At 65.7% G+C, this 14,044-nt stretch carries 12 protein-coding genes and 1 pseudogene; 12 read left to right on the top strand and 1 reads right to left on the bottom strand.

The features are described from left to right. Positions 1-4: 4 nt before the first annotated feature. From A5780_RS26150 to A5780_RS26210, 12 genes are all read left to right on the top strand, one after another. The gene (locus A5780_RS26150) at positions 5-1,303 is read left to right on the top strand and encodes a cytochrome P450 (RefSeq protein ID WP_063917853.1); all 1,299 of its coding nucleotides are present in this window, start codon (positions 5-7) and stop codon (positions 1,301-1,303) included. A gap of 10 nt (positions 1,304-1,313) precedes the next feature. Continuing rightward, positions 1,314-1,694 (top strand): hypothetical protein, encoded by a 381-nt coding sequence (locus tag A5780_RS41335; RefSeq protein WP_062968504.1) that lies wholly within the window; start codon positions 1,314-1,316, stop codon positions 1,692-1,694. Between the two features lie 143 nt (positions 1,695-1,837). Further along, positions 1,838-3,721 (top strand): acyl-CoA dehydrogenase family protein, encoded by a 1,884-nt coding sequence (locus tag A5780_RS26160; RefSeq protein WP_062968506.1) that lies wholly within the window; start codon positions 1,838-1,840, stop codon positions 3,719-3,721. A 15-nt stretch (positions 3,722-3,736) separates the two neighbouring features. After that, a complete protein-coding gene (locus A5780_RS26165; protein ID WP_167355075.1) occupies positions 3,737-4,741 on the top strand; it encodes a nucleoside hydrolase in 1,005 nt (334 codons plus the stop codon). A 375-nt stretch (positions 4,742-5,116) separates the two neighbouring features. Further along, complete coding sequence (locus A5780_RS42210; protein ID WP_062968510.1) at positions 5,117-5,653, top strand: hypothetical protein; 537 nt, start codon at positions 5,117-5,119, stop codon at positions 5,651-5,653. 578 nt (positions 5,654-6,231) lie between these two features. Further along, complete coding sequence (locus tag A5780_RS40300) at positions 6,232-7,113, top strand: hypothetical protein (protein ID WP_156769667.1); 882 nt, start codon at positions 6,232-6,234, stop codon at positions 7,111-7,113. Between the two features lie 130 nt (positions 7,114-7,243). Beyond that, a complete protein-coding gene (locus tag A5780_RS26185; RefSeq protein WP_062968516.1) occupies positions 7,244-7,567 on the top strand; it encodes a hypothetical protein in 324 nt (107 codons plus the stop codon). Between the two features lie 132 nt (positions 7,568-7,699). Then, complete coding sequence (locus tag A5780_RS26190; RefSeq protein ID WP_197521872.1) at positions 7,700-8,344, top strand: AAA family ATPase; 645 nt, start codon at positions 7,700-7,702, stop codon at positions 8,342-8,344. A gap of 372 nt (positions 8,345-8,716) precedes the next feature. Continuing rightward, positions 8,717-9,253: an NUDIX hydrolase gene (locus tag A5780_RS26195; protein WP_062968520.1), complete on the top strand. Its 537-nt coding sequence runs from the start codon at positions 8,717-8,719 to the stop codon at positions 9,251-9,253. A 233-nt stretch (positions 9,254-9,486) separates the two neighbouring features. Further along, entirely contained in the window at positions 9,487-9,972 is a 486-nt protein-coding gene (locus tag A5780_RS26200) for a hypothetical protein (protein ID WP_062968522.1), read from the top strand. A gap of 37 nt (positions 9,973-10,009) precedes the next feature. Continuing rightward, the gene (locus A5780_RS26205; protein ID WP_156769668.1) at positions 10,010-10,990 is read left to right on the top strand and encodes a hypothetical protein; all 981 of its coding nucleotides are present in this window, start codon (positions 10,010-10,012) and stop codon (positions 10,988-10,990) included. 444 nt (positions 10,991-11,434) lie between these two features. After that, positions 11,435-12,415 carry a hypothetical protein gene (locus A5780_RS26210; protein ID WP_157126620.1) on the top strand — a complete coding sequence of 327 codons (981 nt, stop codon included), beginning with the start codon at positions 11,435-11,437 and terminating at the stop codon, positions 12,413-12,415. 235 nt (positions 12,416-12,650) lie between these two features. Here the strand turns inward: A5780_RS26210 and A5780_RS41345 are convergent. Then, positions 12,651-14,044 (bottom strand): annotated as a pseudogene (locus tag A5780_RS41345) (hypothetical protein); the annotation flags it as partial.

Genomic DNA, 14,044 nt, shown 5'->3' on the forward strand with positions numbered 1-14,044 from the left:
GACCATGCAGCACCCATCCGCGGCACTTGCCGGCGCGCCGCCGACGCCGATCGAAGAGGTCGGGCCCCGAATCAGCTTGTTCTCAACGGAATTCGCGAACAATCCGCATGCGATCTACCAGCACATGCGCGACAACTATGGCGGCAGTTCGCTGATCCCGGTCCTGCTGGCGCCCGAGGTGCCCGCGACCCTGGTGATCGGCTGGCACACCGCCCGCAAAATCCTCGTCGACGACGAGCATTTCCCCGCAGACCCCCGTGCCTGGCAGGACAGTATGCCAGCGGGATGCCCGATCAGACCGATGACCCAGTGGCGTCCCAACGTGCTGCACGCGGACGGTGCCGTTCACACGCGCTTGCGTGCCGCGATCAACGACAGCCTCGCAGGCATCGATCACCACCGTCTGCGCGACCAGGTCGTGCGGACCGCGGAAGCGTTGATCGAACGATTCTGCGGTGAGGGCCGGGCAGACGTCCTCACCGATTACGCGAACCCGCTGGTGTTCTCCGTACTCAACGCGCTGATCGGCTGCACGGCCGAGGCCGGCAGCCAGGTCGCGGACGCCATGGCGCGCATGTTCAACTCCACCACCGGCACCGAGACCGTCGAAGAGGACCTGGCTCACGCCCTGGGGCGGGTTGTCGCCAGCAAACGCATCCGCTCCGGAAACGACATCACCACGCGACTTCTCCGATTCCCCACCGAGCCCGGCGAACACACTCGGCTGTCCGACAACGAAGCCATCCATCAGCTGGTGCTGCTCTTCGGCGCGGCTATTGAACCGACAGTCAATTTGCTGGCCAACACAGTGTTGCGCATGGTCACCGATGACCGGTTTCTTTCCAGCGCAAAGAGTTCCAGCGCAACGATCCCCGACGCGTTGGACGCGGAGTTGATCTGCAACCCGCCGATGGCCAACTTCGGCACCACCTATCCCAGGCGGCCGTGCGTCGTCGATCAACCCAACGGCCAGCGCATCTGGCTGCCGGCCAATCAGCCTGTCGTGATCAGCATCGCCGCCTGCAACAACGACCCACGGGTGAACAAGGGCGATCTGCGGGCGGCCGATTGGCACCTGGGATGGCTCACCGGCCGCCACGCCTGCCCTGCTGGGGCACGAGACGCGGCCAAGCTCATCGCCGGAACAGGGATCGAAATGCTGCTCGACGCGGTGCCCGACCTCGTACCGACCAACCCGCACCCCGTATGGCGCCCCGGCCCCTTTCACCGGGCCCTGGCCGAATTCCCAGTCACATTCACCAAAACCACCCCTCTGCCCGCCCGCCTGCCCGCCGACAAATAAGGAGGCCACCATGCCCGCCGTGCCAGGCCTGACGGCCTCCCTCGACCCCGACGGCATCGGGATGACACCCGAAGAGGTCAACCTCTACCTCGCGACGATCGAGCTGACCAGCGCACAAGCGCGGACGCTGTGCGACATCATCCCGCCGACCGACCAGATGGACTCTCGGTGGTGGTACGAGGCACCCACCCAGCTCGCCGACGCCATCCGCGCCCGGGCTGAGGAACCGCACCACGCCGAGCGATGGGGAGCCGACCACGCCGAGTTGGCCGCGCTGTGCGAAAACCTCCCTCCCGCACACGCAGTCGCCCTTGTCGACGCCATAGTCCGCGCCCGAACCGCCCACGCCGACCTCGACGAGGCGCTGCGAGAAGTCCGCCTCCTCACCTGACAAGCGCCGGCCGAGCCTTCGGCAACCGCCCACCCGCCCACGCCCGACCCCACGCCAAAAGCCGTATCGCTCAGAGGAATTCGGCGACGCCATCGGCCACCCGTACCGAAGCTGTCGCACCGCACCACCGCAAAGGAAACGTCATGACGACCATCGATCCCGCAGTCACCGCCGACGAACCGTCCGATACAGCCGCCTCGGGCACACCCCTGGCGGCTGCCGCCTTGAACGTGGCATTGTTCGGTGCCGATCAGACGCGCCGTGCGATGGTGCGCGAGGCCGCGGCCGCGGTCGGCCACGTCCCCGAGCCAGGCATGACCTATATGCAGAAAGCGGAGCGCGGGCCGGGACAGCTGCAATCGGTGATGTCCGCGATCGGTGGATCCGCTGTCGCGATCGCTGCCGACCCCGAGCTGCGGGGTGTGCTCAGCGAGGAGATCGCGGTACTTGCCCCGCAGGGGCTGACGCCGTTGACTGGTCATCTGGACCTCGCGATCGGCGCGATCACCACGCTCGGCAACGGATCGCTCTACCAGCAGCAGATACTCGCCGACCTCGATCGCGGCGCGGCCCTCGGCTTGGCCGGCATCACCGAGGTCGGGGGCACCAACGGCGCCAACTGCCGCACCCTCGCGATCTACGATCCCGCCACCGAGGGCCTGTGGCTGCGCACCGTGGATATCCGCGCGTGCAAATTCAAACCCAACGGCAAATACCCAGGCCTGCCCACGGTCATGGTGGTCACCGCCCGTCTGATCGTCGACGGCCGCGACGAAGGGGTCCTGCCGATCCTGCTCCGCCTGCACGACGGCACCAACTTCACTCCGGGAGTCGACGCGCAGTTGCTGCCGGAAGGGATCTCGACCCTGCCCCACTACGCGTTCCGTTTCCGCGACTGCTGGGTTCCGAAAGATGCTCTGCTGGGCGGTGATTGGGCGCGCTTCACCCTTGACGGACAGTTCGAATGCCGCGTGCCGGAGCGCGAAAGGTTCCACCGGGCGACCGCGAAACTGCAAGACGGCCGGCTGGATCTGGGCCGGGCCTCGCTGGCCGCGGCCCGGGCCGCAGTGGCGGGGCTGCACACCTTCGCCGGGCAGCGAGGCGGGCACCAGTTCCATCCGCAGCAGCCTGGCCGCCGGATGGCCGACCGCGACCCGGTGCGAACCGATCTGGTTACCGCCGTCACCGACCTCTACACGGCGACGATCCTCGTCCGCTACCTCGGGGACATGCGCGCAGACGCCCAGGGGAGTGATCCCGAGATGACGGTGTGGGCGATGCTGGCGAAAGTCTCGTTCACCACCCTCGCTCACCAGCACCTGCTGATGTGCCGGCTCAACACCGGTGCCCACGGCGCGACGATCGTCAGCCGCCTCGCCGAATGGCACGACAACACCTTGGCCGCGATGATCGCCGAAGGCGTCATCCAGGCCATGCAGGTCAAAGCCGGTCATTCGCTGCTGCGGACCGGTCAGCTGGACCTGCCGGGCACCCCGGCCCAGCTTCCCGAACTCGTCCAGGCACTCGCCGAGCGTGAGCGAGTGATCGCCGAAGCTATCAGCCTCGGCGACACCATGACCGCGGGACCTGTCCTGGGCCCCGACTCGGCCGCCATCGAGCTCACCGAGGCGGCCATCGAACGAGCGCTGGCCACCGCGCCACTGATCGCGGCCGCTGAAACCACTGACTCCGACACCCGGAATGTGCTCGCCACGATCGCTGCCGCCTACGCCGGCGGACGCGTCTACGCGCGACACGGATGGTTCAGCGCCCACCAGCATCGACTACACACAGCTGTCCCGGCCGCTGGCGCGCTCGCCCTCGAGCTGGCCGAGAATCGGCACGTCCTCGCGCAGCGGCTGCCGGATCTGGTGGACGCCTTCGCCGTTCCCGACCTTCCAGGATCCCCACTGTCGGGCTCGGACTACACCACCCCCTTGCGCGCGCTCACCGGATGGGCCGACGACAGCTTCATCCCCGCCGGCGCCCCGCTGCCGGAAAGCCGGCCGGCCCAAGCGACCGACTGACACCAGGAGATCCCGTTGATTCACAGTTTCTCGCCGGCGTCGACGACGCGCCGTCGGCTGCCCGTGTGCATCTGCACCGACGCCGGCTACGACCCCGACGATCTGCTGGCGCTGGTGATCGCCGCTATCGCGTTGCCTCTGCGGCTCGTCGTGACCAGCGATGAGTTCGGCGGCGGGCAGCGGGCACGTTTGGTGCGGTATCTGCTCAATCGCTGTGGGCGGACCAGTGTCGTGGTCGTCGCGGGCCAAGAAATCGAGGGTGCTGAAGCCCGATGGGTGTGTGACGGGCTGGTGCCCGCCGATTTCCCGCCGCCGTCTCTGCCGATCACCGGCTCGATCATCGACGCTGTCAGAGCGGTGCTGGGTGACAGCGGCCGTGCGGCCTGGATAGGGCAGGGCCCCCTGACTAACCTGGCCCACTTGTACAGGGCCGCACCGGAACTGGCGCAGCGGCTGGTTATCACGCTGATGGGCGGCGGGCTGGCCGAGCGCTACCGCGATTCGTCCCGCGCCAGTCACAACCCTCGACTGGACCCGGCGAGCGCACGGGCGATCTGGTCGGCACCCGACCTGATCATGTCGCTGGTGACTTCGGATGTCACCTTCACTCCCGAGGCGGAGATTACCCGCGTCAGCGAGGTGTACCAGCTGCTCGCGGCTGACAACGCGCCGCCGTGGGCGCGACTGGTGGCCGCTGGATACGACCGATGGTTCGCTAAATGGACAGGATCGAAAGCAGCCGACCCACTGGCGCTCACCGTCGCAGCCGGGCTGCCGTGCGTTCAGTTTGATTGGGCACGGGTCGCCATCGAGCACGATGCGCGAATGCGGCTGGCCCCCAAGGGCATCAAGTTGCGGATGTCCACCGGCGCGAACTACCAGAGTTTCCATGCCTGGGTGACGAGGATCGTGCGGCACGCCCTGGACTTCGGGATCGGCCTTGAGCCCTCGTTGAGCGGCCGCGTCTCGAGCACAACCGGCCCGACGATGGCCGCAGCCCCCTTGCTGGCCCGGTCATGACACGACCAGTCAAGCAAACCACCCGAACGACCGCAGGAGCCAGCGGATGCAACCTCGAGGCCGGGGCCGCGCTCAGCAACAAATTCTGCAGTTGATGACAGACGGCAATCCCCGCAGCTGCGGGCAAATCAACACCGAGCCACAGCTGCAGCGGATCCGCAGCGTGCGGAGCGCGGTATGTGGTCTGCGCGAGCAGAAGTGGCTGTGCGACATCGGCGAACGCGATCACCACGGCGGACACCTGTGGCTCATCACCATTGCCGGCCAAGCAGCCGCCCCCGGACACGCAAATCCTCGGCACCAGAAACCTCGCCGACCTAACCGGCCACACGTCGGTGAACTCATCGCCGCACGAAATCACAAGTAGGAGAACAGATGAAGAACAACACAGTCACCGCAGCGATACTCGCCTCCGCCGCCATCGCCGCAGCCCCGGGCACCGCACACGCCGCACCGGTCCCCGCCCATACCGCATCGACCGATTTGACCGATCACGGCGTCGGCTACACCGTCACCGGCGCGGACGGCCATAGCGCGGTCGTGCGCGCGACCAACAGCCGCTTCGCTGCGCGCCCCGATGCACGTTCGGTTGCGGTGATCGATGCCGCGGACGCCACCGTCACCACCATCCCTCTCGGCTTGCGCACCACCGAATCCGGTCTGGTTCCTGCGCCGGCCTCGATCAGTGATGACAGGCGGACACTGACCCTCGCACCGGCGTCGGCCGCGGCGCACCCGGTCGACGACGCCTCTGACACCATCGCCCGCAAACAGCACAACGCCGGCGTCGGCGCACTAATCGGCGGCGGCATCGGCGCCGTGCTCGGGTTCTTCCTCGGCGGCGTCGGCGCACTGGTCACGGTCCCGATCGGCGCCGGCATCGGTGCGCTCATCGGATATGCCACCCCGTGAAAGCGGAGACGGACCCGCGGTGGCCACGTCACCATTAGTTGATCTCCAGCCCCTTCCGACCGAACTCACCAGATAGAAGGATGCACACGCCATGGGACTGGCTGACGAATTGGGCTTGGACGATACGACACCCATCCAGCGATACCAACAGCAGCTCAGGGAGCCGGACGCCCTCCCGGCCGCACAGGCAGCAGAAGCTAAGCGCAACCTGCTGCTCCCCGCAGCACACGTCGGGGACAGCCAACACATCAGAAAGGCTCACATCGGATATCTGAAGGCGATCGGAGACCCGCAATGGCGCCAGCGCCTCGACGATCTCACCCGCTATGACTCTCCGCCGATACACGGCCGACTACGACATCGCCTCATGGGGCCGTGGCGCGAGCCGATCACACCACTTGCGCAGTACCTCAACGCAGTGAAGCTGCAACGAGAGCGAACGGAAATCGACAGCCAACCAGCTCCGCAACCACGGCGCTCCGCCACCGGAACCCTCCGATGGGGAACAGATTTGCAGCGCCTACCGCCGATTCCGCGAACTGGTCGAACGCGAAGCCGGACGGTCAGACTGAATCAGCATGCCTGACAACCCCTTCGACACCGGTCTGCCGATGGTGCCCACACCGCGGCGCACACCACCACAACGACGCATCCGCCGCCCGCAGCCGCAACCGGCCACGGATCCCAGCTGTCCCGAGGGCAACCGCGAAGGCAGCTGGAATCAGTGGCTCGACGGACAGCCGCCCAGCGCACCGCAGTACCGACCCAGCGTAGTGATCCAGCGCAACTCACTGTGGAGCAAGGACACCGACGACGGACCAGCCACGCCGCGCATCGTCGACCGGACCGGGAGCAACCCCGGGCAAGGACTGCGCCGACGACCGAAAAGACAGCGAGACAGCCGCCTCGCTGGTCGACTCGCCGGCATGGCAATCATCGTCGCTGTGACGGCCGTCGTCGTGGTCGTGATCCTGACCACGATCCATGCAGGTCACCGGCACACACGCATGTCCACTCCGCCAGCCAGCTCGACACCGGCGGCCCCAGGCGTGGACCCGCACGCCACCGAGGGATGCAGGCAGTCCGCCGCCGGTTTGTCGGTGTCGGGCACCGGATCAGGCGACACCCGCACCGGGCCCGGCGTGGTTCTGGCGTTCAACCGGGCCTATTACGTCGCTCGGTCCGGCATCGACGCGGCGGCGTTTCTCGCGCCCGATGCTGAGGGAGTCGATCGCGATGGCAGCCGGTACCCGCTGACGACCGACTTCGTCCAGGCCGGGATCAACAAGACCCCGGCCGACACCCGGTACTGCGTGAGTATTGAGCCCGACTCGGCCGACCGCTGGCAGGTGGAGATCACCGAGCAGGTCGGCTACGAAATCACCGCCATCACACACGAACTCGTCACAACCACCACCCAAGACGGCCGGACCCTGATCTGCATGATCGTCCAGCCGTAGCCAACAGCCGAGAAGGAAATGCAATGCAGCACAGCAGGATACGCAAACCGCTCTCCGCGCCAATACAGGACCGCTTCGACCGGGTGCGCGGACTGTCCGGTGGGAGCCGGTCTGCTCCGGGTGCCGGGTCATGCGGCGGATCGACCAACAGCATCGGTGGACCGGGAGCAGCGATGAGTGGGTGGGACATCAGGTGATCGCACGGCGTGAGCTGCTCCGCAACAACAGCCCGGTCATCGTCTCGATCGGTCTGCCCTACGAACAGGGCCGGCACTGGCACGCTCCCTTCCGTATCGACGGCGCAGCCGACGAGCCTGTCCTTCATGCAGCGAGCGGACGGGACTCGGTGGAAGCCATCCAATCCGCAGTGAAAATGATTGGGGCTACGGTGAATTCGTGGAACTCCGACGGAGCAATCACATGGCATGACGAACATGACCTGGGCTTCCTGTGAAGCACCGGGGTGAACGATTGTGGCCAACCCGTTCACCACCCTGCACGGTCGCCGGACTCCGCGATCGGGTTCGGTGCCCGGATTCTCGTGGTCGACGACCTACCGGTGAACTGCCGGGCGCGCAGTGTCGGCATGCGGGTCGCACGTTTCAGCGCGGGGTCGTCGTTGTCGTCCATCGTCTGTGAACACCCGATCCAGGGGGAAATCTTGTTTGTTTGGCTGAACGGCGGTTTCGGCGCCGGTAAGACATCTATCGCGAAAGAGCTGGTTGCGGCCGATCCGCAGCACTGGCGGCTGTTCGATCCGGAGTTCGTTGGATTCATGCTGAGGGCACAGTTCCCCGATGTGGAGGTCGACGACTTTCAGGACCTGCCGTCGTGGCGGCGGTTGGTCCCGTTCGTCGCAGACGATATCGCCACCGAGACCGGGCAGAACCTGGTGATCGTGCAGACGGTACTGAACCATAGGTACTGGACCGAGATCGCCAACGGCATCGCGGAACTGGAGTATTCGCTGCGTCACGTGCTGGTCGATGTCAGCCCGAAAACGCTACGGCAGCGCATCAGCGAAGACGAGGTGTTGTACCGGGCGGCCAGTTGGCGGCTACAACAGGTACCCACCTACATCAACGCCCGCAGCGATTGGCTCGCGGATACGGCCGATCTCGTGATCGACGCCAATTCTCTAAGCCCGCGGCGTGCCGCTGGTGAGATCATTGAAGCCATCGAGCGGTGGACTGAAGGCGACACCCCGGAAGTCTGGGAGCACCGTCCGTAGTGGCCGACGGTTACTGCAGGTTGCCTGCTTGTGTTGTAACGGCAAATTCAGCGGCGCTTATGGTCGGTGCAGGACAGCGCAGAAGGGTCACGGCCTTGTCGGGCCCCTGAAAGTCTGTACCCCGCCGGTTAAATCGCGGGCATTGGCAGCGTCTTGCGTGGAACACGGTTCAAGACAGGGAATATCCGCTCGCGCAGCTGCAGGTGCGGAGCGGGTATCCCTCGTATCGAACCGCAACCTCAAGCCAGATTATGCCGATCCCCGCCATGATCTTAAACCAATCCAGCTCCCGATTCACCACGATCACATGACGCGTCCCGACCCCGGCAGTGACGCGACGCGCGTAGCAGGATCAACCAGGAAGGTGGTGTTATGAGTGCCGTGGAGCGACCCCTGTACGAACGCGACCCCGCCGCCTATGCCGCGCATATCGCCGAAGGAAACGCCACCCTCCCGCGCAAACTCGTCAGCGCCGACGTACTGCTACTCGACCAGCATGGCCAGATCCTGCTCGTCGACCCCTACTACAAACCCGGATGGGACCTCCCCGGAGGCAACATCCAAGCCAACGAACCCCCCGACCTCGGAGCACAACGCGAACTCCGCGAAGAACTCGGCCTCGACCTCCCCACCAACCAACTGCACCTGCTGTGCGTGGACTGGGTATCACCACACAGCAAATGGGACGACTGGCTCGCATTCATCTTCGGCGGCATCGAGCTCTCCGACGCACAAATCTCCATCATCCGCATCGGCGACAACGAACTAACCGCATACGAATTCTGCCCGCCGGCCCAAGCCCAGCACCGGCTCAGGCCCGGGCTATGGAAACGGGTCGAGGCTGCCCTCCATGCTCGACAAACCGGCCGAGTCGCATACCTCCACGACGGCCTCCGATCCTCACCATGAGTAACCGCCCCGATTAGGGCGCCCGTAAAATCCATTCCCATGTCCCAGCGCCCTCCGGGTGGCCACCCTCGGCGCCTGCGGCACGGGCCCGGCCGACGAGCTGGGTATGCGTTTCATGGGCTGACGCTGGTAGCTTCGTCCTTCTGACGCGAGGTGTCCTCGCTGAGTGTGGCTGCGAATGAACCTCAGAGCCACCGATATGAGCGGTCACGACATTTGCAGGGGAAGCAGTGATGACTGACGACCAGAGCCAGCTGGGCTTCGAGATCGAGTTCGACGGCCAGACGCAGGCGTGGCTGGAGTGGAGCGACCCAGACCGCATGGAATCGGCGATCCGTGCGTTTCTGACTGAGACCGTCGCGGGTATCGCGGACTACTCGGATCCTTGGTGGCAGGCACCGCTGTCGACTCGCATCATCGAAGAAGCTCGAGTGCTCTTCGCGAGCTGGGAAGGCTTCATCGCGCCTGAAAACCACTCCAAGGCAGACCAATTCATTCGGTTCGTGGGCGAATGCATTCGTCATCAACATCCTGGGATGGTGTGGACCACGAGCAAGCTCACCTACAACCCGCTGTATGCGGACGACGGTTTCCGTCCTGCGGTGCATTTCGTGGACGGGCATCGTGAAGAGCCGGTGAGCATGGTCGAGACGTTGTTTCGGATCGAGAGCGCCGAGCACCTGGACTACGCCATTCGCGTAGCAGGCACACCGGCCTAACGGTTCGCACAGCGCCGGGGGAACGCTGTGATGTCGCATGAGTGACCGGCCAGACAGGTACGACGCGCTTCGCAACGGGATGCCGGCGTACGAGCGAGGCCGCTATTTCGAGATCGGGCGGGCGTATCTCGAGAAGGAGACCCGCGAGGCTGGATGGCGACAGCAGGTTCCGCTCGGCAGTGAAGGGCGGATCCTTGATTCGGCCCAGGTCAATCCCCGCACCGGCAAGGTCGACAAGAGCCGCGAAAGGAAATCGGGTCGCGTTGAGGGCCGTGAGGCGGTCCGGCAGATCGAGAAGGAAATCGACGCGCTGCGAGAAGGCAACCTCGTCAGTAGCCGCTGGGAGACAGTGGAAGGCGAGACGATCTCGCGTGAGGTCCAGACCATGCTGAACCTGGCCGCGCGCGAGTTCCCTGACAGGTTCGAACATCGCGTCGTCTCGCGTGAGGACGCGCGGCTGGCGATCCTGGAAGGCCAACGCATCGCGCGGGCACGGCAGCTGGAATTGCCCGGGTTGTCTCGCGACCGGTTGAAGCAGCGCCAACAAGAACGGGAGGCCCGGCAACGATCGCAACGGGAAGCTGATCGTGTTCGGAAGTCGCGGGAGCAGCATGCTCGCACGCGAGGTGAGCGGCTGGCGAAGATGTACGGGCGATTTCGTGACGGCGCCGAGCGAGGATTCGACGCGATCGCACAAGCTCACCATCGCGCCGGCCGGCTGACCTACACCCTTGAACGATTCCGCGACATGACCGAGCGGGCACGCGCCGAGGCTGAACGGCGCATAGCAGCCGAGCGTGAAGCCCGGCGCCTGCGTGAGCAGCGCGAAGCGAGGGAACGCTTTCTGGAACGGCTGCCCGATGATGTCGCCGACAAGCTGCGGCGTTCGTTTCCGGCGCCAGGTGACGACTCGCGGTACCGCGGTATCGAACCGCACAGGGGTTCGACCCGTGCGGGCCGGGAAGCTCGCGCGCGGGCTCTGGAAAGAGAACGAGGACGAGAAGGACGCTCCCGCTGAACGAATGGAGATCCGAGCCGAGCGTGGGTCTGTCGCATCCGGAATGCATGCTGGATGCCAGCGCTACGGACCGAAGACGGTGTGGGTCCGGGCCGCAGGTGGTGCTCGGCCCGGCCGAGTGTAGCGATGATGTACTGTCTGCGAAACGCGTCGATGGCTTGATGTGTAGGTGCGGGACTGGCCCGCTCGAAGTGGGAAGCCGATCGGGGCGACCAGCACAGCGACCGCGGCGTCGCGGCGAGTCGCGACGAAGTTGGCTCCTGTGCGGGGCGGGGAGGATAGGCTGTAGGTGGAGTGTCAGGACGCGCACGTGCTCCTCGTTCTAGCCTGAGTTGCCTCGCCCACGCCGGTTTTGGTGACGTTGAGGGCCAAGGTCCTTCCCGGGGCCCGCGTTTCCTTATCCGTGGTCGCATGCTTGCTTCGTCGCACGGCAGGGTGGCGTGGGTGCCCGAGCCGGGAATGGACGAGGACATGCCGAAAAACACCAGTTCACGGCGACGACGCCGGGCTCGCCGGATCGCGGCGCAAGACAACGTGAAATATTCCGAAGCTCTCCGCCGCGGCGATGAGCTGGCTGCGCAGGTACGCGAGCAGGTGCGAAGGAACGCGCGGTTACGTCCGACGAAGGTCACCATCGGTGGAATCGAAAAGTATTGGCGTCGTGATGATGCCGAACAGCTCGGTCCGACCGGCATGGAGGATCCGTCCCGCGTGGATATCGTTGCCGCGGCGGATGCGCTGATGCCGAAGGTCGTTGCGCTTCAGTCCGCCAGACTGAACCCGACGACCGTGGTCGTGCCCTACTGGCAGCGAGACACAGTGAGCCAGAACGACGTCTACGAGGATTTCCGCACGACGCTCCACCAGGTGCTCAACGACCTCAAACGTGTTCGTGAGGACGCCGAACTCCACTGTGTCGACTGGAGAACCGTTGCCGCCGCCTACTACGGGGTGGACGCGAAGCTGAAAGAGCTGGATCGAATCACCGGCGGACCGCTGCACGACCGGCTCGAATCTGCGATGCAATCGGCGGGTGTGTTGTCGATGACGGCCGAAGCAGTCCACAGCCGGGGATGCCTGCTCAGCGCCGACCGTTCCCGCCGCCTGAGCTGGGGATACTCACCGTGCAGTGGCGGTGACATCCGGGTACGTGTGCGGATCTTCGACGACGAGACCACCGTCACCGTGCCCGGTTGCGCGCGCCACGCCGCCGAGGAAATCGTCTGCTTCGACTACGAAGTCGAAGACGGCTACATCAGTGTCGAGATTATGGGCGGCACTGATGACGACCTCGATGTGATCTACGATCTCGCCGAGGAGGTCCGCCGCGAGCGCGAAGAACGCCAGCGGGAATACGCGAAAGACAAATTCGCGGTCAGAACGGTGCCCGAGCCGCCGTGGCATCGCGGCCAGGACTACTGGTGATCCTCTCGGCTCACAGGCGCTGCGAGCCGTTGTCGATCTGGTGGCAGGCGGAGGACCGGGCGATCCAAACCTGCTTGTGTCAGCTGGTCCTCACTCGTGCACGTGGGCAGCCGGACCAGCGCAGTTCACGGCTGACCGCACAAGCGGCAATCCACTGGGCGGTGCGGCCTTCCTGCTCACTCTGATTCGAGCTGCCAGCGGTGCTGGGGTCGGGTAGCGGTATGGTCGGTTGTTGCTAGAGCTCAGGGCTGTCGGTTTCGGCAGCTGTGCTGGTGTCCGGGCCAGTGTGTTCGAGGGCAGACCAGTGTTCGATTCCGTCTTCGCGCTGGGCGCGCTGTGCGTGTTCGGTGGTGGTTTGTTCGGGTGTGAGGTGGGCGCGGCGTGTGTGTTCGGCGTGTAGTTCGGTGAGTTCTTCTTCCAGCCAGCCGGTATCGACCGGGTCGGCGGTGTTCGTGGTGCCGGGTGCTGGGCCGTAGATGGTGGCCTCGTCGTCGGCGAGTTGAGTGCGGAGTTCGAGGGTGCCGATGGCTTGGACGAGTTCGGTATCGGTGAGCATGTGAGTCGGGTTGGATGGATCGAACCCGCTGTCGCTGCCGAGGTCTTGCGATGAATTGTTCTGGCTGGCGGGGGTTTCGGCTGTCAGGAGTGCGTCTGCGAAGGCTTCGATAGTCGCGCGGTCGGCTGGGTTGCGGGTGTGGCGCCAGTCTTTTCGCAGGAGTGCCAGCGCTGCGGCGGGTGGCTGTCGGTCGGTGATGAAGGTGCAGCGGGCGGTGATGTGATCGGCGGGGTTGTGGTGGGGGATGCCGGGTTGGTTGTCGTCTCGGCAGGTGTTGCAGAGTCCGTCGTCGCAGTGGTGTTGGTGGGTGTCGGTGCGGGCGCGTTCGAGTCCGCAGGCGAGGCACGGGAGTTCGTGGTGGTCGGGAACTGCGTAGCGGTCGTAGTCGACGGTGTGGCCGGTGCCGGCGAGGAAGCTGGTGGTGTCGGAGCGTTCTGGTGCCTGTTTGCCGGGCCGGTGGCGCGTGGTGCCAGTTCCTTCGGGGACGGGTAGGTGGGCGGGGTCGGCGTCGAGGTCGGCGAAGGATTGGGTGTAGGTGTCGAACGCGTCGCGGCCGAGGTCGTGGAGGGCTGGACGCCGCCGTGTGGGATCCACGTATTCGCGGTGATCGCGCGCGGCGGTGCGCGGCTCGCGGGCAGGCCGGGTGTTGTCGGGTGGTTGGTGGAGGCGGGGGTCGGTGGCAGGGATTGCGGCGAGGATCAATTCGCGATGTTCGGGGTAGCGGTCGGCGGCCCATCGGAGCCGCGCGACCGCGACCGGGTAGGCGCGGGTGGTCAGGGTGGTGATGACGCGTTGGAGGATGTCGCGTTCAGTGGTGTCGAGGTGGGCGGTGAGGCGGGCGAAGGCATGTCGGGCATCGTCGATCCTGCCGGAGGCTACGAGGTCGCCGATCGCGTGAACGATATTGGTGGGCAACGGACCGACACTGTCGGCGTGGTTTGGGGTGGTGTCGTGGGGCTCGGGTGGTGGTTGTGTCATGGCGGTCGTGGTTCCGGTTGCGAGGTGGGGAAATTTCGCCGGGTCGGGCACCCCGGAGGCCGACAGGAAGTCCATCGACAGGGCGTGGTCGCCGA

The sequence above is a fragment of the Nocardia sp. 852002-20019_SCH5090214 genome (genome assembly GCF_001665865.1).
GTDB classification, from domain to species: Bacteria; Actinomycetota; Actinomycetes; order Mycobacteriales; family Mycobacteriaceae; genus Nocardia; species Nocardia nova.

Bases quoted from the DNA above. Each gene is read 5' to 3' on its own strand.
- A5780_RS40300 (WP_156769667.1), top strand. From the start codon at position 6,232: ATGCCTGACAACCCCTTCGACACCGGTCTGCCGATGGTGCCCACACCG.
- A5780_RS26200 (WP_062968522.1), top strand. From the start codon at position 9,487: ATGACTGACGACCAGAGCCAGCTGGGCTTCGAGATCGAGTTCGACGGC.
- A5780_RS26205 (WP_156769668.1), top strand. From the start codon at position 10,010: ATGAGTGACCGGCCAGACAGGTACGACGCGCTTCGCAACGGGATGCCG.
- A5780_RS26190 (WP_197521872.1), top strand. From the start codon at position 7,700: ATGCGGGTCGCACGTTTCAGCGCGGGGTCGTCGTTGTCGTCCATCGTC.
- A5780_RS41335 (WP_062968504.1), top strand. From the start codon at position 1,314: ATGCCCGCCGTGCCAGGCCTGACGGCCTCCCTCGACCCCGACGGCATC.
- A5780_RS26185 (WP_062968516.1), top strand. From the start codon at position 7,244: ATGCGGCGGATCGACCAACAGCATCGGTGGACCGGGAGCAGCGATGAG.
- A5780_RS42210 (WP_062968510.1), top strand. From the start codon at position 5,117: ATGAAGAACAACACAGTCACCGCAGCGATACTCGCCTCCGCCGCCATC.
- A5780_RS26150 (WP_063917853.1), top strand. From the start codon at position 5: ATGCAGCACCCATCCGCGGCACTTGCCGGCGCGCCGCCGACGCCGATC.
- A5780_RS26160 (WP_062968506.1), top strand. From the start codon at position 1,838: ATGACGACCATCGATCCCGCAGTCACCGCCGACGAACCGTCCGATACA.
- A5780_RS26195 (WP_062968520.1), top strand. From the start codon at position 8,717: ATGAGTGCCGTGGAGCGACCCCTGTACGAACGCGACCCCGCCGCCTAT.